This is a genomic window from Vibrio sp. D54 (genome assembly GCF_021728075.1).
GTDB lineage: Bacteria > Pseudomonadota > Gammaproteobacteria > Enterobacterales > Vibrionaceae > Vibrio > Vibrio alginolyticus.
Genome location: NZ_JAKKCS010000003.1, coordinates 375048 through 397141, shown reverse-complemented (window position 1 = coordinate 397141; position 22094 = coordinate 375048). Strand labels below are relative to the sequence as shown.

Annotated in this window: 17 protein-coding genes and 1 riboswitch; of the genes, 9 read left to right on the top strand and 8 right to left on the bottom strand. The window is 44.7% G+C overall.

What is annotated here, in order from left to right:
• Positions 1-151 precede the first annotated feature (151 nt).
• The 4 genes from topA (at position 152) to L3V37_RS06360 (ending at position 6968) form a co-directional block, all read left to right on the top strand.
• The gene (gene topA, locus L3V37_RS06375; protein WP_005390711.1) at positions 152-2782 is read left to right on the top strand and encodes a type I DNA topoisomerase; all 2631 of its coding nucleotides are present in this window, start codon (positions 152-154) and stop codon (positions 2780-2782) included.
• Positions 2783-3390: 608 nt separating this feature from the next.
• Positions 3391-4608 (top strand): glucose-1-phosphate adenylyltransferase, encoded by a 1218-nt coding sequence (gene glgC / locus L3V37_RS06370; protein ID WP_017634726.1) that lies wholly within the window; start codon positions 3391-3393, stop codon positions 4606-4608.
• Positions 4598-6055 carry a glycogen synthase GlgA gene (gene glgA, locus L3V37_RS06365; RefSeq protein WP_033905051.1) on the top strand — a complete coding sequence of 486 codons (1458 nt, stop codon included), beginning with the start codon at positions 4598-4600 and terminating at the stop codon, positions 6053-6055. The genes glgC and glgA overlap by 11 nt, the downstream gene beginning before the upstream one ends.
• 109 nt (positions 6056-6164) lie before the next feature.
• A complete protein-coding gene (locus L3V37_RS06360) occupies positions 6165-6968 on the top strand; it encodes an alpha/beta fold hydrolase (protein ID WP_017820032.1) in 804 nt (267 codons plus the stop codon).
• Positions 6969-6999: 31 nt separating this feature from the next.
• On the opposite strand, the gene L3V37_RS06355 is transcribed toward L3V37_RS06360, so the two are convergent.
• The 5 genes from L3V37_RS06355 to torD form a co-directional block, all read right to left on the bottom strand.
• Positions 7000-7320: a DUF2007 domain-containing protein gene (locus tag L3V37_RS06355; RefSeq protein WP_017820033.1), complete on the bottom strand. Its 321-nt coding sequence runs from the start codon at positions 7318-7320 to the stop codon at positions 7000-7002.
• Positions 7321-7340: 20 nt separating this feature from the next.
• The gene (locus tag L3V37_RS06350) at positions 7341-8027 is read right to left on the bottom strand and encodes a TVP38/TMEM64 family protein (protein WP_005378366.1); all 687 of its coding nucleotides are present in this window, start codon (positions 8025-8027) and stop codon (positions 7341-7343) included.
• Between the two features lie 114 nt (positions 8028-8141).
• Positions 8142-8732, bottom strand: coding sequence for a TfoX/Sxy family DNA transformation protein (locus L3V37_RS06345; protein ID WP_005378367.1), 591 nt, complete (start codon positions 8730-8732; stop codon positions 8142-8144).
• A 116-nt stretch (positions 8733-8848) separates the two neighbouring features.
• Positions 8849-8938, bottom strand: a riboswitch (cyclic di-GMP riboswitch).
• A gap of 287 nt (positions 8939-9225) precedes the next feature.
• Positions 9226-10230 carry an HTH-type transcriptional repressor PurR gene (purR, locus tag L3V37_RS06340; RefSeq protein ID WP_005378368.1) on the bottom strand — a complete coding sequence of 335 codons (1005 nt, stop codon included), beginning with the start codon at positions 10228-10230 and terminating at the stop codon, positions 9226-9228.
• A 468-nt stretch (positions 10231-10698) separates the two neighbouring features.
• Positions 10699-11346, bottom strand: coding sequence for a molecular chaperone TorD (gene torD / locus L3V37_RS06335; protein WP_005378369.1), 648 nt, complete (start codon positions 11344-11346; stop codon positions 10699-10701).
• Positions 11347-11612: 266 nt separating this feature from the next.
• Here torD and torR point away from each other — a divergent pair, with 266 nt between their 5' ends.
• Entirely contained in the window at positions 11613-12323 is a 711-nt protein-coding gene (torR, locus tag L3V37_RS06330) for a two-component system response regulator TorR (RefSeq protein ID WP_005378370.1), read from the top strand.
• 72 nt (positions 12324-12395) lie between these two features.
• On the opposite strand, the gene elyC is transcribed toward torR, so the two are convergent.
• Positions 12396-13181 (bottom strand): envelope biogenesis factor ElyC, encoded by a 786-nt coding sequence (gene elyC, locus L3V37_RS06325; RefSeq protein ID WP_005387893.1) that lies wholly within the window; start codon positions 13179-13181, stop codon positions 12396-12398.
• Between the two features lie 114 nt (positions 13182-13295).
• On the opposite strand from elyC, the gene cmoM reads away from it, so the two are divergent.
• Genes cmoM through mukB form a run of 4 tightly spaced genes read left to right on the top strand, consistent with a single transcriptional unit; the run spans position 13296 to position 20599 of the window.
• The gene (gene cmoM, locus L3V37_RS06320; RefSeq protein ID WP_025998624.1) at positions 13296-14087 is read left to right on the top strand and encodes a tRNA uridine 5-oxyacetic acid(34) methyltransferase CmoM; all 792 of its coding nucleotides are present in this window, start codon (positions 13296-13298) and stop codon (positions 14085-14087) included.
• Between the two features lie 2 nt (positions 14088-14089).
• On the top strand, positions 14090-15427 hold the full coding sequence (mukF, locus tag L3V37_RS06315; protein ID WP_017634722.1) for a chromosome partition protein MukF: 1338 nt from the start codon (positions 14090-14092) through the stop codon (positions 15425-15427).
• Positions 15408-16133, top strand: a complete 726-nt coding sequence (gene mukE, locus L3V37_RS06310; protein WP_005378379.1) for a chromosome partition protein MukE — start codon at positions 15408-15410, stop codon at positions 16131-16133. Before mukF ends, mukE begins: the two co-directional genes overlap by 20 nt.
• A gap of 2 nt (positions 16134-16135) precedes the next feature.
• A complete protein-coding gene (mukB, locus tag L3V37_RS06305; protein WP_237306023.1) occupies positions 16136-20599 on the top strand; it encodes a chromosome partition protein MukB in 4464 nt (1487 codons plus the stop codon).
• Positions 20600-20742: 143 nt separating this feature from the next.
• Here mukB and L3V37_RS06300 read toward each other — a convergent pair whose 3' ends face one another.
• Both L3V37_RS06300 and L3V37_RS06295 read right to left on the bottom strand, forming a co-directional pair.
• Positions 20743-20895 carry a hypothetical protein gene (locus L3V37_RS06300; RefSeq protein WP_165401733.1) on the bottom strand — a complete coding sequence of 51 codons (153 nt, stop codon included), beginning with the start codon at positions 20893-20895 and terminating at the stop codon, positions 20743-20745.
• Between the two features lie 227 nt (positions 20896-21122).
• The gene (locus L3V37_RS06295) at positions 21123-22091 is read right to left on the bottom strand and encodes an alpha-L-glutamate ligase-like protein (RefSeq protein WP_005378387.1); all 969 of its coding nucleotides are present in this window, start codon (positions 22089-22091) and stop codon (positions 21123-21125) included.
• Positions 22092-22094 lie beyond the last annotated feature (3 nt).

The following is a 22094-nucleotide window of genomic DNA, read 5'->3' as shown; positions in this document are numbered from 1 at the left end:
CAACCAATCGGATCTGAATTTCAAAAAAGCAGTTGATCTTCTTTTCATCTCGCACAATAGTAAAAAAAGAAGCAATGAAATAGAACATTATGCGGGTGGCCTTTAAACAAGGTTTCTACCCGCATTATTATGAAGGACGTTAGAGTCAGTTATGGGTAAATCACTCGTTATAGTGGAGTCACCAGCCAAGGCAAAGACGATAAATAAGTACCTTGGTAAAGACTTTATTGTTAAGTCTAGTGTTGGTCATGTGCGTGATCTGCCTACGGCCGGTCAAAGCACTGGTGAGAAAAAAGCCGCAGCCATCTCAACTAAAGGGATGAGTCCGGAAGAGAAAGCGCGCGTTAAAAAAGAGAAAGACCGCAAAGCGTTGATCAAAAAGATGGGGATTAACCCATATCATGACTGGGAAGCGAATTACCAAATCCTTCCAGGCAAAGAAAAAGTTGTCAACGAACTACAAAAACTCGCCAAAGACGCAGATTGCGTTTATCTCGCAACCGATTTGGACCGCGAAGGGGAAGCAATCGCATGGCACCTTCGTGAGATCATCGGTGGCGATGAAGAGCGATACAAACGTGTAGTTTTTAACGAAATTACGAAAAACGCGATCCAACAAGCTTTCCAGACACCTGGTGAGCTGAACATGGATGGTGTAAATGCCCAACAAGCACGTCGCTTCATGGACCGTGTCGTTGGTTTTATGGTTTCACCTCTACTTTGGAAAAAAGTGGCTCGTGGCTTATCTGCTGGTCGAGTGCAGTCTGTTGCGGTGAAATTGTTAGTTGAGCGTGAGCGTGAGATTAACGCGTTTGTACCAGAAGAATTCTGGGACATTCATGCGAATACGAAAACGAAAGACAAAGCGGACTTTAAACTGCTTGTTGCTCAGAAAGACGGTTCTGCGTTTAAGCCAGTTAATGAGGCAGAAACCAAAGCAGCGATGTCTGTACTTGAGAATGCAAGTTACGAAGTATGTAAGCGTGAAGACCGCCCTACAAAGAGCAAGCCTTCAGCACCTTACATCACCTCTACGCTTCAACAGGCAGCAAGTACACGTCTGGGCTACGGCGTGAAAAAGACCATGATGCTAGCTCAGCGCCTCTATGAGGCCGGTTACATCACTTATATGCGTACTGACTCGACTAACCTAAGTGCCGAGGCTGTGGACGCTGTACGTGACTTTATTGGTTCTGAGTTTGGTGATAAGTACCTACCAGCGAAACCATTGACGTACGGTAGCAAAGAAGGGGCACAGGAAGCGCACGAAGCGATCCGTCCTTCAAATGTGGGTGTTAAGGCGGAAGACCTGCAAGGTGTCGATGCTGATGCGCACAAACTTTACGCTTTGATTTGGAATCAGTTTGTAGCGTGTCAAATGACGCCAGCAGAATACGATTCAACAACCATCAGCGTAAAAGCGGCAGAATACACGCTTAAAGCGAAAGGCCGTATCCTTAAATTTGACGGCTGGACTCGTGTACAGCGTCCAATGGGCAAAAACGAGGATACAATCCTTCCAGCGGTACAACTTGGCGATAAGCTAAGCTTAGAGTCACTTGACCCTAAACAGCACTTTACAAAGCCACCTGCGCGCTACACTGAAGCAGCACTGGTTAAAGAGCTGGAGAAACGAGGCATTGGTCGTCCGTCGACTTACGCATCGATCATTTCTACGATTCAAGATCGTGGCTACGTGAAAGTTGATCAGCGCCGTTTCTACGCTGAAAAAATGGGTGAAATTGTTACTGACCGCCTTGATGACAGCTTTAACGATTTGATGAACTACGACTTTACTGCGCGTATGGAACAGAAATTGGACCAAATCGCTGAAGGTGAAGTGAACTGGAAAGCTGTGTTAGACAACTTCTTTGCTGATTTTACTGGCGATCTTGAAAAAGCGGAGCTAGATGAGTCAGAAGGCGGTATGAAGTTAAATCACATCGTCATGACGGATATCGAGTGTCCGACGTGTAGCCGTCCAATGGGCATCCGTACTGCTTCGACAGGTGTGTTCTTAGGCTGTTCAGGTTACGCGTTACCACCAAAAGAGCGTTGTAAGACAACCATCAACTTGGGTGACGAAGAAGGTATTATTAACGTTCTAGAAGAAGACGTTGAAACCGCAGCTCTGCGCGCTAAAAAGCGTTGTCCGATCTGTGAAACAGCGATGGACGCATACCTGATTGATGACAAGCGTAAGATGCATGTTTGTGGTAATAACCCGAATTGTGAAGGCTACCTTGTTGAATACGGCGAGTTCAAAGTAAAAGGCTACGATGGTCCAGTTGTTGAATGTGACAAATGTGGCTCTGATATGGTGCTTAAGAACGGTCGCTTTGGTAAATACATGGATTGTACGAGCGAAACGTGTAAGAACACTCGTAAGATCTTGAAGAATGGCGAAGTCGCGCCCCCGAAAGAAGATCCTGTTCATTTCCCCGAGTTGCCATGTGAAAACTCAGATGCGTATTTCGTACTTCGTGATGGTGCTTCAGGTCTATTTATGGCGGCAAGCAACTTCCCGAAATCGCGCGAGACACGTGCTCCTTTGGTTGCTGAACTGGCACGTTTTGAAGAGCGTTTACCTGAGAAGTTCAAATACCTAGCGACCGCACCGCAAGAAGATCCTGATGGTCGTCCTGCAGTTGTACGCTTTAGTCGCAAAACAAAAGAGAACTACGTTCGTTCGGAAGAGAACGGCAAACCATCTGGTTGGACAGCGCTCTTTGTTGAAGGTAAGTGGGAAGTCACAGATAAGCGTAAAAAAGCGAAAGCATAAAAACGTACGATCTAAGTAATGTAAAAAGGCAGCGATATCGCTGCCTTTTTTGCGTTTTGTTTTTGCGTAAAGGCCACTGTGTTGTTCGTATAGATCTTTGCTGCTTTGACTGAGTTTTGCTGACGCGAGAAGATCCCAGCATCAATATTTCGTAGTCGCTGATGTATTTTTTATGTAAAAAATATTTGTTGTAACTTTCATTTTGCATTCACATATTTGTTATACATTGGGCTAAAAAATCGGCGGTGTAGTGAATCCGTTCGTAAATTGTTTTCACAATGTAATCGTTTGCTTTTCCATGTGTGATCTAGATATCGTCTTGAGTACGCAAGAGCTGTATGGTACACAGAATGGCGTATTAAAAATTGTAATTTAGAACCCGCTTAGATAATTTATTACAAAAATTAGTGCAACTGTGTGCATTGTTTGCGTCAAAAAATAAGGAAAGAGTGGACGTTGCATACTGGAAGTGCCGTAGCTTTTTTATCCGTGTTGTAAGAGTTCACAGAAACTCAGAGACGGTTGCTAAATGTATTCGCTTGACTCCCCGAGTATGACTCATTCAAGCGAGTACCAAATCCAAGCTATAACGATATGGAGAACAACAAATGGCTGGTGTTTTGGGAATGATTCTTGCTGGCGGTGAAGGCTCTCGTTTGAGACCTTTAACGGAATCTCGCAGTAAACCTTCGGTACCGTTTGGTGGTAGTTATCGATTGATCGATTTTGCTCTAAACAATTTTGTTAATGCGGATCTGATGCGCATTTACGTCCTAACTCAATTTAAATCTCAATCTTTATTCCATCACTTAAAAAAGGGGTGGAACATCAACGGCATTACAGACCGCTTTATCGATCCTATTCCCGCTCAAATGCGTACTGGTAAACGTTGGTACGAAGGGACGGCGGACGCGATCTATCAAAACCTGCGTTTTATGGAATTAGAGGAACCAGAGCAAGTTTGTATTTTTGGCTCTGACCATATCTATAAGATGGATATCAAACAAATGCTGAACTTCCACTCAGAAAAGCAGGCTTCTCTGACGGTATCTGCATTGCGCATGCCACTAAAAGAGGCGTCGCAATTTGGGGTTATCGAAGTGGATAGTGAAGGTCGTATGATTGGCTTTGAAGAAAAACCAGCAAATCCGAAGTCGATTCCTGGTGACCCTGATTACGCTTTAGTTTCAATGGGTAACTATGTTTTTGAAGCTCAGGTACTGTTCTCAGAGTTGGTCGAAGATGCGGATAATGAAGCTTCATCACATGATTTTGGAAAGGACATCATTCCAAAGATGTTCCCTAGAGGTGATGTGTTCGTGTATGACTTCAGTACCAACAAAATCAGTGGCGAAAAAGAAGAGGTGTACTGGCGTGATGTCGGAACTATTGATGCGTACTGGCAAGCGCATATGGATCTGCTAGAAAAAGATGCACCATTTTCGCTGTACAACCGTAAATGGCCATTGCATACCTACTACCCACCATTGCCACCTGCGACATTTACCGACTCTGATAATGGTCGTGTGCAGATAATCGATAGTTTAGTGTGTAATGGCAGCTATGTTAGAGGCTCAAGAATCGAAAAGTCGGTGCTTGGTTTTCGCAGTAACATTGCTTCTGCTTGCGATATCAGCGAATGTATACTTCTTGGTGACGTAAAAATTGGCGAAGGCTGTGTTTTACGTCGTGTGATTGTCGACAAGGATGCCGATATTGCTCCTGGTACTCAGATTGGTGTGAATCTTCAAGAAGATAAAAAACACTTCCACGTGTCTGAGGAGGGCATTGTTGTTATTCCGAAAGGAGCTCGAGTTGGCTACTAACAACTTATCTATTCTGTTTGTAGCTTCTGAGGTTGAAGGCCTCATTAAAAGTGGTGGCTTGGCAGATGTTGCCAAGGCACTACCGGAAGCCCTTCAAAACCTACAGCAAGACGTAAGAATTACCATCCCTGCGTACAGCAGTATTGATAAACTCGCAGACGCAGAAGTTGTATTAGAAACAGAATTAACATCATGGCCGCATACGGAGTATCGAGTTTTGCGGCTCATGTTAGGTCAAAATCCTGTTTACCTGATTGATTGTCCGCCGTATTTCAATCGACCATCAATGTATGCGGAGAACAACCAAGCGTATACTGATAACGGCGAGCGCTTTGCGTTTTTTAGTGCAGCATGTCTCGATATGTTACCCAAGCTCGCCTTTCAACCTAATATCATACACGCGAACGATTGGCACACAGGTCTTGTTCCATTTTTGCTCAAGCACAGGTATGGCAATGATCCGTTTTTTGCTCATACTAAAAGCGTCATTTCAATTCACAATGCGGTCTTTAAAGGCGTATTTAGTTATGAAGACGTGCAGTGTTTGCCAGAGTTTCATTGTAGAAACGTTCCCGATGCTGCGGTGAGTGCAACGCATATTACGATGCTTAAAGCTGGTGTAATGAATGCAGATAAGATAAACGCGGTTAGCCCTACGTACGCAGAGGAACTAAAAACAGAGCTTGGCAGTCACGGCATGGCTTGGGAGTTTCAGCAACGTGCGCAGGACTTAGTCGGCATCTTGAATGGTTGTGATTACAGTGCTTGGAACCCGGAAACGGATACTTACTTGCCAGTTAATTACTGCGCCGACCAGCAAAGTATGTCGCAAGGGAAGAAAGCTTGTAAAAAAGCATTACAACAACGACTAAATTTGCCCGAAAAAAATGTAGCTATGTTCGGTATGGTTTGTCGGTTGACCCAGCAGAAAGGTGTTCATTACTTGTTGCCTGCTTTGGCCGATTTTTTGAAGCACGATGTTCAGCTAGTTGTCGTTGGGACCGGAGACCCTATTCTTGCCGCTCAGCTACGAGAGGTTGCCGCGCAGTTTTCTAGTAAATTTGCCTTTGTAGAAGCGTATGACAATGAACTTGCGCATATCGTTGAAGCTGGTTCTGATTTCTTCTTGATGCCTTCTGAGTTTGAACCATGTGGCTTAAACCAAATCTATAGTATGGCTTATGGGACATTACCGATAGTACGCGGTGTTGGTGGCTTAAAGGACAGCGTTAGCGATTATGATGTAAACCCATCTGAAGCAACGGGGTTTGTTTTTTTCGAACCGACACCGCAGGCATTGTTGTTAACGATGCTAAGGGCACTGTTGCTCTACGCTCAAAACGAGCCTGAAGTGAATAAAGTACAGTTGCACGCGATGCAACAAGATTTTTGTTGGCAAAAGGCCGCAGAATCTTATTTGCAGCTTTACCACTCAGCGTTAGTTTGACTTAAAATTGTAACGAAAGGCACCGAATGAGGTGCCTTTATTATCTTGAGTAAGGGGAGTGTGGTAGGATGGCTTTTTACTCAATAGCACGATCTTTTTGATACTCAATATGACCCAGCCGCTACTTTTTCATAAAACCTATTTGCACCCTACTAGTAATGAGTGGGTTGTATTTGTGCACGGTGCTGGTGGTAGCTCTTCTATTTGGTTCAAGCAAATTAAAGCTTACAAGCAACACTTTAACTTATTGCTGATCGATTTAAGAGGTCATGGAAAGTCAAATCAGTTACTTAAAGAGCTCATTGCTAGCCGTTATACCTTTACGGAAGTTACCCAAGATATTTTGAAAGTGTTGGACCATTTAAAGATCCAATCCGCTCATTTTGTCGGTATGTCGCTTGGTACAATTATTGTTCGAAACCTTGCTGAATTGTCATCAGAGCGCGTACGTTCGATGGTGCTCGGCGGTGCTGTCACAAGGCTTAACACTCGTTCTCAGATATTGGTGAAATTAGGTAATTTTTGTAAGCATATCCTACCGTACATGTGGCTCTACAAACTGTTCGCTTATATTGTTATGCCTCAAAGAAGCCAACGAGAATCTCGCCACCTTTTTATTCGCGAAGCCAAGAAGCTTTGCCAAAAAGAATTTAAACGTTGGTTTATTCTTGCCGCTGATGTAAATCCGTTAATGAAATATTTTAAAGATCGAGAGTTACCCATTCCGACTCTTTACTTAATGGGCGACAGGGATTACATGTTTATTAAACCTGTCAAAGAAATGGTTGCAGCACATAAGCTCAGCATTCTACGAGAAATCCCGAATTGTGGTCATGTATGCAATGTAGAGCGTCCAGAAGACTTCAATCAACACTCCATCGAGTTTATTAAACAGCAAGCTGTATGTGCTTAAAACTGAGTGCATCCACTGAATAGGAGAGCCGCTATAGCTCTCCTAGTTGATATCCACATTGCCAACATGCACCAAATTGCCCTTCGTTTATTTCATGACATTTTGGGCATTGCCAATCTTGATACTCATGCCTATCGGATTGTTTTCGATATGCTTTTACTATTTCTTCAGCTTTCATCTTTTGTGCCGTGTCAAAAAGCCACACATAAGGATCGGTATCATCACCAAACGGCAGTTCTCCTTTTAAGCCGAAAATACCTTCTCCGCGAACTTCACAGTAAATTTGTTCCACTTTAAGCAGCTCACATACAATGTGTGCTTCTGCTGGGTTTTTAGCGATAAATATTTTCATCAAAATACCCACTTCACCAATTACGAGTTTTGCTGACTTGGTGTCGGCCTTACTTTATTCATAACCCATTTAGTGATGATTGGAAATAGTCCCAATAGCGCAAAAGACGCTAATACTGCGGGTGAAACAATGCCCGATAGGCTTTCAATTGTTGCTAATTGAGTACCTGCATTCAGATATACGGCTGTGCCTGGCAGCATACCTATTTGGCTAGTGAGATAAAATCGACCTACAGACATCGGTGTTAAGCCCATCAGTAAGTTGATTAGAAAGAAAGGGAATACAGGGATTAGACGCAAGGAAAATAGATAAAAAGCTCCGTCTTTTTCGACACCTTGATTAATTGCGTTGAGTTTATTTCCGAATTTGTTTTGTACCCAGTCACGCAATAAGTATCGGCTGCTCAAGAAGGCCAGTGTTGCCCCCATAGTGCTAGCGAAAGAAACCAGTAGCAAGCTTGTCCAAAAACCAAATAAGGCTGCACCAAGTAAGGTGACTACTGCCGCTCCTGGGATAGAAAAAGCGGTAATTGCAATGTAGGTAAAAAAGTAAATCGCAGCCGAGAATACAAAATTCTGATCGATGTATGTAGTTAGTGCTTCTTGTTGGGCTTTTGCATTCTCTAAGGTTAAATACTGGCCAAAGTTAATACCTAAAAAGACGATAGCCGCTAGTAGGATGAGACCTAATATCAGTTTCTTATTCATAATTTTGATTCCAATTTGGGATATATGTAATAAGACAGTAGGAAAACCGAAAAAATTTCACAAAAAAACCGCAGATTAGACTGCGGTTTTACAAGATAGTTTTTAGGCCGACTTTTATTGGAGGCCGTTCATCAACTCATCTCGGCGAGCTTGAGGTACCACACTCCAATGAGTGCCGTTAATAGCACCTTCTAGTGCCCATAGCAACTCAATGTTGACGGTTGCAGAGTGCGTATCTCTTATCGCTTTATAGGCGTTAAGCGCACCTTCCTCTTCAAGCTTCTCTACGGATTCGATGCCGGCTTTTTTTAGCATGCGCTCGGTAGCCAGTCGTAAGTTAGGCAAATCTTTCAAACGGTTAGGCTTTGTACTTGCTTGCTGTTCTTTCTCAAGCTTTGCCTTTTTCAATGATTGATTCGCTACTTCGATTAAGCGTTCGCTTGATTCCCATAAATCGCTGGAAATAGCGTAGTACTTTGTAACGACTGGAAAGCCACGTTTTTTATAAACGTAAGGCTTTAGCCCTTGTTTCTCGAAGTCAGATGAAGTTTTTTGGTCTGCTCTGATATGAAGCTGATTGTTTACCACTAGTGCAAACATTGTTTCATCAGCGAATAGTCCGAAGCCACCAAACATTGAGCGCGACTTGATATTACCAAGTGCCTCAAATAGCTTCATAGAGTCTTTGAGTATCGGTTTATCCATGTTTTGTTATCTCGGTGTAATTAATATTACGCCACCAAAAGTCAGGTCCGAGAGAGTAGCAAACATGCGTAAAAACAATGTCATTACAGAGTAAAGTCATTGCTTACACACTTGCCATCGGTAACCCCGCTACCTTCCATATCGTAATATGGTTCAGGCCGGAGGCTTTGCGTCCCACTCTTTCGAATGGTTTGCCCTGTGCGTGACACAATGAGCATACTTCTTATATTGAATTAACATCACGGTTTAGCGTTAAAAGTGTGATTTTGGTTCAATAAAAATGATAGATTGAATGCTCTATTTTGCATATGGAAAGGTGCAAATTGGCCTTTGAAAAGGAGTTCTTAATATATATTACATTTATATAAAACAGGGAGTTAACGTTAGTCAATTGTTATTAGAGCAGTGTGAAGTATTAGAGAATGCTTAATTTTCCCAAAAAAATAAGCGCCCCTGTAGAGCGCTTATTTAACACGGTTAAATACAGTGAAATTTAGTTCATTTTTTTCACAGTATTTCGAATTACAAGCTCAGGTTGCATTTCGAAAATTCGTTTTTCGTGTTCTTTATCTTTGATACGCTCAAGTAGAATTTCGAATGCATTTTTACCAACACGACGTTTAGGTTGGTGGATAGTCGTTAGCGGTGGAGAGAAGTATTCCGCAAGCTCGATGTTGTCGTAGCCGATCACTGAAATATCTTCAGGAATTTTGATCCCGTTTTGTTGCAAGCGGCTCATTAGGCCTAGAGCCATTGTGTCGTTAAAACAGAATACCGCCGTCGGGCGCTTGTCCATTGCGGTAATTTTATCTGCAACTAATACGGCCGTATCACATTCAAAGTTACCTTCAAGGATCCAGTCTTCATTTACAGCTAGGTTCGCTTCGCTCATTGCGCGACGGAAACCTGCAATGCGCTCTTGGCAAGCAAGCTTTTCAAAATGACCGCTTAGACAAGCGATATCCGTATGACCATTGTCAATCAGATGTTTGGTTGCAATGTAGCCACCTTCTTCTGAGTTATCCATGATCTTGTCTGCTTGTGAGCTCTCTGGGCCCCAATCCATGACCACTTTAGGAATGTCCGCATGACGGTCAAGCATCTCTTTTAGTTCTTCGGTTAAGTCAGAACACATCACAAGGATGCCATCAACGCGCTTTTCAGCCAGCATACGAATGTAATCGCGTTGTTTTTCGTAAATCCCGCCTGTGTTACATAAAATCAGAGTATAGCCTTGGCGGTAACAGTAGCTCTCAACGCCATCAATCACTTCTGAGAAAAATAGGTTAGTTGATTGAGTTACTAACATGCCAATCGTACGAGTTGAGTTGCATTTTAGGCTGCGTGCAACGGCACTTGGCGCGTAATTCAGCTCGTCAACGGCTTTCATTACTTTTTCTTGCGTTGCTTCTGCAACGAAACGCGTTTTATTGATAACGTGCGAAACTGTCGTAGTGGAAACGCCGGCTAAGCGAGCAACGTCTTTTATCGTGGCCATAAATGGTGTCCTGTATCGAGCTACTGAAATATGTCGTATTGGATGTACCTGATGCTCTAATGGTTTCACACCTAGCAATCTAAAATTGGCGCTAAGTGTCTCGGCAGCGGTTGATCCAAGTGCGACAAAAGGGTGCGTAGCAGCATCGGTCGATGAATTTTATCTTTTTTCTATCTGATGAGAAATTGCCATCAACCTGTTAAGAAAACACAAAAACCGCTATATTTCAGCGGTTTACATATAAATCATATTTAATCGTTTGCGCTCACATTTTAGCCCTATGTGGACTGACTAGCAATGTTTTCAGCAAGAGATTTGTGTATTTGAAGTCACATTTTGACTGCTAAATAACCAAGCGTCTTTGCGCTAAGTTAAGGCAAACGAATATTATACCCAAGTTACTTACAATTGGTCACTTTCAGGCATACAGGAAGCCCGATAGGCAGGCTCCCTAAAAATAGGCGGCAATTATTCACCAAGAAGGTAGGCGCTGTCTAGTTTACAAAATGCAACTAATAGTTTCGCGACACTCGAGTAAAATCCAAATTCGTCGAATTTTTTACATTTGTCTGAAAACTGAGGTAACCAAGACATCAATTGTTGCTGGATAAAGTCGTTTTGTTTAACGAAGGCTTCTTCCATGTGTTTTTCTTGTTCAAGCTCGTTTGAGCGGATAATCATGTTCCCGAGAAAGTCGAGCTCAACGGCTAAGTGATCCGCAGGTTCCTTTAGGTTTTCGTCTACTTGAACGCCAAATTCAGCCATCAACTTTTCCATTTCCTCAGCTGGCTTGTCATTCAGTAAACCTGATTCACCAATGTACATGGATGCGTAAGGAAGAGCGCCGTATTTTTCTGTCTTCAAAAACAGTTCACAAAAGTCAGCTGCAAGCTCTAGTTGTGCATCTTCACGATCTTGTAACCGATTCAATGCATCAACTAGGCTATCAACGGCTGGTTTTAGCGACTCATTTTCACCTAAACCTGCGAGAAAACTGCGAATTTCAACACTGTGATAGGCTTCCAATTCTTTCTCTGTTAGTTCTTTTGCGAACAAGCTAGAAAACCACCAGTAAATTTCAGCGCGTTTTTCATTAAAAGCTTTCACTTCTTGCATTTTGGGCTCCTGAATGATGCTTCAAGTCATGCATCACAAAGTCAATTAGGGATATCCCCTAAGTGTAATCAATTAAAATGAATAGCAGTAACTATAATTGTTATGTTTTATGGTCAAAAATGACCGTTTATTAATAGCAATGGGCAAGCTTGTTTTGAATCAATAAAAACGCTAAATCTTGCGTTTTAATGTATCTATGACTAGAAATGTTACTAGTTATGAATAGAATACGTCTTGGATAATAAGAAGACAGAAAAGTGGTGTAAATGAGCTATCACGTATTAGTCGTAGAAGATGATGTTGTAACTCGTAGTAAGCTTGCGGGATATTTCCAAAATGAGGGCTACCAAGTCAGCGAAGCAGAGAGTGGCGCAGAAATGCGTGAAGTTTTGCAAGCGGGCGATGTAGACCTGATCATGCTGGATATTAACCTGCCTGGTGAAGACGGCCTGATGCTTACTCGTGAGTTACGTAGCCAATCGGATATTGGTATCATATTAGTAACAGGACGCACGGATAGCATTGATAAAATCGTAGGCCTAGAAATGGGTGCTGACGATTATGTGACAAAACCTTTTGAACTGAGAGAGCTGTTAGTTCGCGTTAAAAACTTGCTGTGGCGTATTTCAGCAGCGCGCAGTGGCAGCTCGAAAGCGAATGAAACCAGTGAAGAGCACATTGTGCGCTTTGGGGAGTGGACATTCGACATTCAACGTCGCGCACTTAGCCGCAACGGTGAGCCAGTAAAACTAACTAAAGCAGAGTATGAACTTTTGGTGGCATTATCGTCTTATCCTAACCAGGTGTTAAGTCGTGAGCGTATTTTGAACATGATCAGCCATCGAGTGGATGCGCCGAATGACCGCACCATTGATGTTCTTATTCGACGTATGCGCGCAAAAATGGAGTTCGATCCTAAGAACCCACAGATTTTTGTAACGGTACACGGCGAAGGCTATATGTTTGCTGGTGACTAGTTTGAGCATAACTCAATCGTAAAAAGAAAAAGGAGAGCTTCGGCTCTCCTTTTTTGTGGCTTCAAGATAATACTAGTTTGCTTCAACCATTGGTGTTTGTCCGACAGTATCACGCAACCTTTGCCAAATACTGCCCAAGTACTCATGCCAATAAAGCTCTGTTTGTTCTAAGTAACGCGCTTTAGGTGAGTATTTATCCCAAGGTTGACTGATTTCGCTAATAGCTAAGAAGTTGGTCGGAGCTGGGATTGGTTTAATGCCTGCTGCGTTGAACTCATACAATGCACGGCTCATGTGGCTTGCAGAGGTGACTAACACAATCTCCTTTTGCTGAACGAATGCAGCCGCTTGACGTGCCTCTTCCCACGTATCCTTTGCATCCTCTAATAAAATGATATCGGATTTTGCTACACCTAAGGCGAGGGCAACGTTCGCCATCATTCGCGCGTGGCTAATTTCAGATCCGCCAGCATAGCCGGATAAGATTAATTTCGCGCCTGGATACATTCTTAAAATACGAATGCCCTCAGTTAAGCGCATTAATGCTGCACGGCTTAACTGCGAGGTGGGTGGAATTTCGTCATCGATAACATGACCATTCCCTAAAACCATCACGTAGTCGATGGTGCCAGAAACTGGCAAAAAGGCTTTATGCTCTCGCTCTAACGGCATAAGAAGCTTGGTTGAAACAGGTTGGAAGGCAACAAGAAAAATGCCAACAAAAGAGAATAGAACAACGAAGCAGCCAGTTTTACGTTTTGTAGTAAAACTAATGAGAGCAAGACCCAACAAGCCTATCAGCAGCAATGCCGGAAGGGGCATAAGCATGGCTGACACTACTTTTTTCAGCTCAAACATACATAAATAGTCCGAAAAAACATCAATTGATAATAAAAATGAGGGTATCCCTCTTTATTCCTGCTTTCCTTGTGCCAGAATAGCGGCACAATCCGTTATGATAACTCAGCAGAAGTGACAGAAGACCGCAATTTCGACGATATCGCCCACAAATTTGCAAAAAATATTTACGGCTCCGATAAAGGGGAGATCCGCCAAATCATTGTGTGGGAAGATTTTCTACAGATTCTAAGTGAATTAGATGCTGACCAGCAACCCCTAGAAGTGTTAGACGCTGGTGGTGGTTTGGCACAAATGTCGCAAAAGCTTGCTAAGCTCGGACATCGAATCGCTTTATGTGATCTATCTTCGGAAATGCTGCAGTTGGCTAAGCAGGATATTGAAAAAAACGGTTTGCTTGAGCAGTATCGCCTGATTCATTCGCCTGTCCAATCCATCGGTGAACATATGGATGTACAGGTCGATCTGGTTATGTTCCACGCTGTGATGGAGTGGCTGGTTGATCCTAAGGCCGCACTTGAAACAGTTCTAGAACAAGTAAAACCGGGAGGCATCGCATCAGTCATGTTCTACAACCACCACGGTTTAGTCTATAAAAACGTGGTTTGTGGCAACATTCCTCATATATTAGACGGCATGCCTCACCGAAAAAGATTTAAACTACAGCCGCAAAAAGGCTTAAAACCTGAAGAAGTCTACCAGTGGATAGAAAATTCAGGTTTTAATATTTGTGGCAAATCTGGTATTCGCTCATTTAGTGATTACATAGGCAATATGGAATACATGGGTGATTACGAGTTTGAAGATGTGTTGGCGCTAGAAAAACAACTTTGTCGACAAGAGCCATACCTCTCATTAGGCCGCTACATTCATGTGTGGGCTAAAAAGAACGATAAACAGGAATAACAATGAGTGAGATGACTCTCAATGCTGCAGAGCAACCAATCGATGAGCTGGTTGGCTGGGTTAAGCAGCACGATTTCTCGTTGAACCTGACCACAGAGCGATTGGCATTTTTGATAGCCATTGCCGTACTGAGTAATGAAAGGTTCGATGAAGAACTGGGTGAAGGTGAACTGCATGATGCATTTGCCATCGTCACTCGACTATTTGATGAGACCGGCGAAGCCTCCGCTTTTCGTGCGAACAATGCGATCAACGAGATGGTTAAGCAGCGTCTTATGAGCCGTTTTGTCAGTGAAATTACTGACGGAGCGAGCATTTACCGCTTGTCGCCATTAGCGATAGGAATAACCGACTACTACGTGCGTCATCGTGAGTTCTCAAAACTGCGTCTATCTATCCAGCTATCCATGGTAGCGGATGAAATGGCGAAAGCGATTGAGGCAGCACAAAAAGGTGGCACACCGGGTCACTGGAAGAAAAACGTATACGGTGTTTTAAAATATTCTGTAGGCGAAATCTTCGATCAAATTGACCTCAACCAACGTGTTATGGATGAGCAGCAACAGTCAGTGAAACAACAGATTGCTGACCTGCTTAACAAAGACTGGCGCGAAGCGATCAACAACTGTGAAGCACTTCTGTCAGAAACATCAAGCACGTTGCGTGAACTTCAAGATACGCTGCAAGCCGCCAGTGATGAACTGCAAACTCAGATCCTCGATATTCAAGAAATTGTTTACGGTGACCCTGAGCTGGAGTTTATCGAAGAAGCCTTGTTTGGTCTGCAAATGAAGCTGGACCGAATCACAAGCTGGGGCCAGCAAGCGATCGACCTTTGGATTGGTTACGACCGACACGTGCACAAGTTTATTCGTACTGCAATCGATATGGATAAGAACCGTGCGTTTAGCTCGCGTCTGCGTCAATCCGTCAAAGATTACTTCGATGCGCCTTGGTATCTGACTTATGCAGATGCGGAGAGGCTTTCTGACCTTCGTGATGAGGCCCTAGTACTGCGTGATGACGAGGTCACGGGTCAAGTTCCGATGGAAGTAGAATACGAAGAGTTTCAACAAGTCAATGATGAGTTGTCTGAACGAATTGGTGACATGCTAAAAGCGCATAAAGATCAAGGCACACCAATCGATTTGAGTGTGGTACTGCGAGATTACCTTGCACAGCACCCTTACACTCATCATTTTGATTTAGCTCGCATTATCGTCGATCAAGCTGTACGTCTAGGGTATTCAGAATCGGATTACCAAGCGATTCAACCAGACTGGAAAGCAATCAACGAATTTGGGGCAAAGGTACAAGCGAATGTCATCGACCGATACTAATGAATACATGTCAGAGAATCTGGCAAAAGCAATTTCTAACCCTCTGTTCCCAGCGCTAGACAGCATGCTTCGAGCAGGGCGTCATATCTCAAGTGAAGATCTAGACAACCACGCGTTGCTGTCGGATTTCGAACTTGAGCTTTCTTCTTTCTACCAACGCTACAACACCGAATTGGTGAAAGCGCCAGAAGGTTTCTTCTACCTTCGTCCTCGTTCAACGTCTCTGATTGGCCGTAGTGTTCTTTCTGAACTGGATATGCTGGTGGGGAAGGTACTGTGTTTCCTTTACCTAAGCCCAGAGCGTCTTGCGCACGAAGGCATCTTTACTAACCAAGAGCTGTACGACGAACTGCTTGCTCTAGCAGACGAAAACAAGCTGATGAAGCTAGTGACGAACCGTGCGACTGGTTCTGACCTTGATAAAGAAAAGCTGTTTGAAAAAGTACGTACGTCACTTCGTCGTTTGCGTCGCCTAGGCATGATCATCAACATCGGTGAAACCGGTAAGTTCAGCATCAGTGAAGCGGTATTCCGCTTTGGTGCCGATGTACGTATTGGCGATGACATGCGTGAAGCGCAGCTGCGTCTGATCCGTGATGGTGAAGCAGTAGTGCACACCAAAGAGCCAAGCCAAGGCAGCTTATTGTCTGAAGAAGATCAAGACGACCAAGCCCAAGAAGAAACAACAGAAGAGGGTGAAGCATGAGCATGATTGAACGCGGTAAATATCAATCGCTGACCATGGTCAACTGGAACGGCTTCTTTGCCCGTACGTTTGACATCGATGGTCTGGTCACCACGCTATCAGGTGGTAACGGTGCAGGTAAATCAACCACAATGGCGGCGTTCATCACCGCATTGATTCCTGACCAAACGCTACTGCACTTCCGTAACACGACAGAAGCAGGCAGCAGCCAATCGTCTCGCGACAAAGGTTTGTACGGTAAGCTACAGCCGGGCGCATGTTATGCGGCGCTAGACGTGGTGAACTCACGTAACCAACGCCTATTGTTTGCAGTAAAACTACAGCAAGTTGCGGGTCGTGATAAGAAAGTAGACATCAAACCGTTTGTGATCCAAGGTCTTCCAAGCCATGTGAAACCAACGGATATCTTGGTTGAAAGCGTATCTGCGACTCAAGCTCGTGTACGTCAAATCAATGAAGTAAAAGAATCGATCGCAGAATTTGAAGGTGTTCAATTTAAAGCCTTCTCTTCGATCGTGGATTACCACGCGCAAATGTTTGAATTCGGTGTGATTCCGAAGAAACTGCGTAACTCTGGTGACCGTTCTAAATTCTACCGCCTGATCGAAGCATCGCTTTACGGTGGTATCTCAAGTGCGATTACCCGTTCGCTACGTGACTACCTTCTGCCACAAAACGGCGGCGTGAAGAAAGCGTTCCAAGATATGGAATCGGCGCTGCGTGAAAACCGCATGACGCTAGAAGCGATCAAAACTACGCAAGCAGACCGTGACTTGTTCAAACACTTGATCACAGAGTCGACTAACTACGTGGCAGCGGACTATATGCGCCATGCTAACGAGCGTCGTAAAAAACTAGAACAGACATTGTCTTTGCGTTCAGAGTTATTTGGTTCTCGCGAGACCTTGATTGAGCAAAACAATCTGCTTAATCGCGTTCAAGAAGAGCTGGAACTGCTGATCGAGTCAGAATCTTCTTTAGAGCAAGACTACCAAGCGGCTTCTGATCACTTGCAACTGGTGCAAAACGCGCTGCGTCAGCAAGAGAAGATCGAACGCTACCAAGAAGATCTTGAAGAGCTGAGCGAGCGTCTTGAAGAACAAATGATGGTAGTCGAAGAAGCGCAAGAACGCGTGATGATGGCTGAAGAGCAAGCTACCGTTGCAGAAGAAGAGGTGGATAGCCTTAAGACGCAACTTGCTGATTACCAGCAAGCTCTTGACGTTCAGCAAACTCGCGCCCTTCAATATCAACAAGCAGTTCAAGCGCTGGAGAAAGCGAAGCAACTACTTGGCGATGACAGCCTAACGGCGGAATCGGCTCAAGCGCTTGTCTCTGAGCTTAAGAACAAAGAGTCAGAAAGCACCAATGCGTTGCTATCGGTTAAGCACAAACTGGACATGTCTTCTGCAGCGGCAGAGCAGTTTGAAACCGCGCTTAAACTGGTACAAAGCATTGTTGGTCAAGTTGAGCGCAAAGACGCGTCTGAACATGCGAAAACCGCAATTGCGAAAGCGCGTGAGTCACAACAAATCGCACAAAACGAACAGCAATGGCGAGCACAACACCGTGATCTCGAACGCAGCCTTAACCAGCAGCGTCAAGCACGTGAACTGGTTGCTGAATACAAAAAGCAATATCACGTTGAACTAACCGATGAGGTTACGTTTGAACAAGAACGTGAACGTCATGCGACGCAAATCGAATCACTAGAGATAGCTCAAGAAGAAGTTCGTGATCAGCGTGGTGAACAGCGCCGTCTAGAGCAAAACGCGGTGGCAGAAATCAGTAAGCTTGAAGCGATAGCACCAGCTTGGATTGCGGCGAACGATGCGCTAGAGAAACTGAGAGAGCAGAGCGGTGAAGAGCTTGAGGATCGCCATGCGGTAATGAACCACATGCAAGTTGTCCTTGAACAAGAAAGGGAGCTGTCTTTAGCTAAAGATAAGCTTGCTGAGCGCCGTAGCCAGCTAGACGCTGAGATTGAGCGTCTTGCTTCTCCTGGTGGTTCAAATGACCCTCGCCTGAAAGGTTTGGCAGATACGCTGGGCGGTGTATTGCTGTCTGAGATCTACGATGACATCACGATTGATGACGCGCCTTATTTCAGTGCGATGTACGGTCCGGCTCGTCACGCTATCGTTGTTTCTGACTTGTCAGGCATCGAAGAGAAACTGGTAGAGCTAGACGACTGTCCAGAAGACTTGTACATCATTGAAGGTGACATCGATGCCTTTGATGACAGCTCGTTCGATGCAGAAGAGTTAGAGGGCGCGGTTTGCGTTCGTATGAACGATCGCCAAATGCGTTACTCTCGCTTGCCTGAGATCCCATTGTTTGGCCGTGCGGCACGTGAGCAGCGTCTAGAGTTGCTGCGTAACGAACGAGAAGAAGTGGTAGAGAAACACGCAAAAGCGGCGTTTGATTCTCAGAAAATGCAGCGCTTGTACCAAGCGTTTAACCTATTTGTGTCTAACCACATTCAGGTTGCTTTTGACGCCGATCCAGAACAAGCACTGGCAACTATTCGTGATAAGCGTAACCAAATTGCTCGCGTGTTGGCGGATCTGGATGCGAAAGAGCAACAACAACGTTCTCAGCTTCAAACCAGCAAGCAAGCGTTGTCTTCTCTGGACAAGCTAGCGTCACACATGGTGCTTGTTGAAGATGAGTCATTGCAAGCGCGTTTTGATGAGCTAGAAGAGAAAATCGCTCAGCTTGCAGAGGCGAAGAACTTCTTAAGCAACCATGCAAAAGCCGTCGCGCAATTAGAGAATATTGCGTCTGCGCTTGATGCTGACCCAGAGCAATTCGACGCGCTAGAAGCAGAATACAAAGCGGCAGACGAACAGCTACAAGATCTTAAGAAGCAAATCTTTGCACTCTCAGATCTCGTTGAGCGTCGCCACTACTTCGCTTACTCAGATTCAGTAGACCTACTGAACAAGAGCAGCGAACTGAGCGAGCAGCTAAAAGCAAAACTGGTTCAAGCTGAACAAATGCGTACACGCTCTCGTGAAGAGTTGAAACAGTCGCAAGGCCAAATGAACCAATACAACCAAGTATTGGCGTCATTGAAGAGTTCACACCAAGCGAAACTGGAAACGGTTCAAGAGTTCAAACAAGAACTTCAAGAGTTTGGCGTGAACGCGGACGAAGGTGCTGAAGAACGTGCAATGCGTCGTCGTGATGAATTGCATGAGCGTCTACACACGTCTCGTAGCCGTAAGAGCGAATACGAGCGCACAATCACCTCTACTGAACTAGAGATGAAAGGCTTGGCGAAACGTCTGAAGAAAGTTCAGAAAGAATACGTTGAGCTACGTACCTTTGTGGTTGCAGCGAAAGCTGGCTGGTGCTCTGTACTTCGTCTGGCGCGCGAGAACGATGTTGAACGTCGTCTACACAAGCGTGAACTGGCTTACATGTCAGCGGATGAACTGCGTTCGATGTCGGATAAATCACTGGGTGCGCTGCGTCTAGCGGTTGCGAACAATGACGACCTGCGTGATGCGCTGCGTTTATCAGAAGACAACGCTCGCCCAGAGCGTAAAGTTCTGTTCTATATTGCTGTATACCAACACCTTCGTGAGCGTATTCGTCAGGATATCATCCGTACTGATGACCCAGTTGAAGCAATCGAAGAGATGGAAGTCGAGCTGGCGCGTCTAACGGAAGAGCTAACGCAACGTGAAAACCGTCTAGCGATCAGCTCTGAGTCGGTAGCGAGCATCATCAAGAAGACGATTCAGCGTGAGCAAAACCGTATTCGTATGCTGAATCAAGGCTTGTCGAACATTTCGTTTGGTCAGGTGAAGGGCGTACGTCTAAACGTGAAGATCCGCGAAAGTCACGAAGTGCTACTGAACGGTCTAGCGACACAACAAGAGCAGCACAAAGACCTGTTTGAATCGACTCGCTTTACTTTCTCCGAAGCAATGGCGAAGCTGTTCCAACGTGTGAACCCACATATCGATATGGGTCAACGTTCTCCTCAGGTTTTGGGTGAAGAGCTACTGGATTACCGTAACTACCTAGAGCTAAGTGTAGAAGTGAACCGTGGTACAGATGGTTGGCTACAGGCTGAGTCTGGCGCGCTATCAACAGGTGAGGCGATCGGTACTGGTCAGTCAATCCTACTGATGGTTGTTCAAAGCTGGGAAGAAGAATCACGCCGCCTGCGCAGTAAAGACATTGTGCCTTGTCGTCTGCTGTTCTTAGATGAAGCAGCGCGTCTGGATGCGAAATCGATCGCGACATTGTTCGAATTGTGTGACCGTCTGGATATGCAGCTTCTTATCGCGGCACCAGAAAACATCAGCCCAGAGAAAGGTACGACCTACAAACTGGTGCGTAAGGTGTTTAAAGACCACGAACACGTACACGTAGTGGGTCTGCGCGGTTTTGGTCAAACGGATAAGCCTAAGACCGAAGCACAAGAGATGATTGAAGAGTTTGAATCGTAAACTTCGAATCTAACAAAACGCCCGCAATGAATGCGGGCGTTTTTGTATCTGTTTACGAGGCAGGCTTCGAAATACATAAGATAAGCCGAGACTGTAGGACGGCAGTCTCGGCTTATTAACGGAACTTAATGAGGAAGCGACGTTTATTCCTCTGGAATATCGTCCCTGACTTCGATCATTTCAGCAAGCTCTTCAAGTGCTTGGACAGAAAGCTCAGACAAGCGTTGTAGGTGTTGGTCTAAGCTCTCTTGTTCTTCAAGCTCTGGTTCATCATTGTTTGTTTGTTTTATTAGCATTTCCCAACCTCTCAAGTTGAGTAAGGGGAGCTCTCATCATACTCAAAAGGCAAAGTAGAAAAGAAACGATCTATGTTGATTTTGTTAGCTCGATCATTGATTCAACTTATATATGAGAAGGATGTGTTTAATAAGGAGAGCAACTGCAAGGTTTTTGGATGCGGGAACAAAAACGCCAGTAATCATGACAATTACTGGCGAGTAATAATGAACATTATGTCGGAGGGTTAGAACAACGGCTTCACACCGAACTGCTCTGCCGCGTAAGCGACGCGTTCAATCGGTTTTGGATACTCAGCAGGTGTGCCAAGGCTCTCTATGTGTTTCAAACGAGGAAGCAAGCCTGCACCATTAGCGATTTGGATTGCCAGACCAGGGCGAGCGTTAAGCTCTAAAACCATAGGTCCTTCATCTTTATCCAGCACCATATCCGTACCCATGTATCCCAAACCTGTCATTTCCCAGGCACTTGACGCAAGCTCCAGCAAGCGCTCCCAATGCGGTACTTGAAGGGTCGAAAGGTCTTTACCTGTATCAGGGTGATGAGTCACTGGATGATCGAACTGCACCGCTCTGACGGCTTTACCTGTCGCGATGTCAATGCCTACTCCTACGGCACCTTGGTGAAGGTTTGCTTTGCCGTCGGAAGCCGCTGTAGAACAGCGCATCATCGCCATAACTGGATAACCTTTAAATACGATGATCCGAACATCTGGTACGCCTTCATAACTGAAGCCATCAAAACAGTCATCAAACTTGATTAAGTTTTCAACCACAGCAACGTCATTTTTACCACCAAGAGAGAAAAGGCCAGCAAGCGCATTACTAATGTGACGCTCGACCTCATCCCTACCAATTGTAGAGCCGGAGGGTTTGGTATATACCCCGTTTTTGTGAGACGTAACAACCAGAATGCCTTTACCGCCACTACCTTGTGCAGGTTTGATTACAAAACCAGGCCAGTTCTCAACCATTTTGTGGATAGTCTTAACTTCAGCTTGGTTGTGAATGACACCGATCAGGGCAGGAACTGTTGCTCCTGCTGCCTGTGCAATAATTTTGGTCTTTAGCTTGTCATCGACAAGTGGGTATTTAGAACGATCATTGTAACGGCCAATATAGCTGTGGTTACGCTTGTTCATCCCCATAATGCCTTTATGGCGAAGCTTAGACGGCGAAGTAAAACTTTCGAACATCGT

Bases quoted from the DNA above. Each gene is read 5' to 3' on its own strand.
- topA (WP_005390711.1), top strand. From the start codon at position 152: ATGGGTAAATCACTCGTTATAGTGGAGTCACCAGCCAAGGCAAAGACG.
- glgC (WP_017634726.1), top strand. From the start codon at position 3,391: ATGGCTGGTGTTTTGGGAATGATTCTTGCTGGCGGTGAAGGCTCTCGT.
- L3V37_RS06360 (WP_017820032.1), top strand. From the start codon at position 6,165: ATGACCCAGCCGCTACTTTTTCATAAAACCTATTTGCACCCTACTAGT.
- L3V37_RS06355 (WP_017820033.1), bottom strand. From the start codon at position 7,320: ATGAAAATATTTATCGCTAAAAACCCAGCAGAAGCACACATTGTATGT.
- L3V37_RS06350 (WP_005378366.1), bottom strand. From the start codon at position 8,027: ATGAATAAGAAACTGATATTAGGTCTCATCCTACTAGCGGCTATCGTC.
- L3V37_RS06345 (WP_005378367.1), bottom strand. From the start codon at position 8,732: ATGGATAAACCGATACTCAAAGACTCTATGAAGCTATTTGAGGCACTT.
- purR (WP_005378368.1), bottom strand. From the start codon at position 10,230: ATGGCCACGATAAAAGACGTTGCTCGCTTAGCCGGCGTTTCCACTACG.
- torD (WP_005378369.1), bottom strand. From the start codon at position 11,346: ATGCAAGAAGTGAAAGCTTTTAATGAAAAACGCGCTGAAATTTACTGG.
- torR (WP_005378370.1), top strand. From the start codon at position 11,613: ATGAGCTATCACGTATTAGTCGTAGAAGATGATGTTGTAACTCGTAGT.
- elyC (WP_005387893.1), bottom strand. From the start codon at position 13,181: ATGTTTGAGCTGAAAAAAGTAGTGTCAGCCATGCTTATGCCCCTTCCG.
- mukF (WP_017634722.1), top strand. From the start codon at position 14,090: ATGAGTGAGATGACTCTCAATGCTGCAGAGCAACCAATCGATGAGCTG.
- mukE (WP_005378379.1), top strand. From the start codon at position 15,408: ATGTCATCGACCGATACTAATGAATACATGTCAGAGAATCTGGCAAAA.
- mukB (WP_237306023.1), top strand. From the start codon at position 16,136: ATGATTGAACGCGGTAAATATCAATCGCTGACCATGGTCAACTGGAAC.
- L3V37_RS06300 (WP_165401733.1), bottom strand. From the start codon at position 20,895: ATGCTAATAAAACAAACAAACAATGATGAACCAGAGCTTGAAGAACAA.
- L3V37_RS06295 (WP_005378387.1), bottom strand. From the start codon at position 22,091: ATGTTCGAAAGTTTTACTTCGCCGTCTAAGCTTCGCCATAAAGGCATT.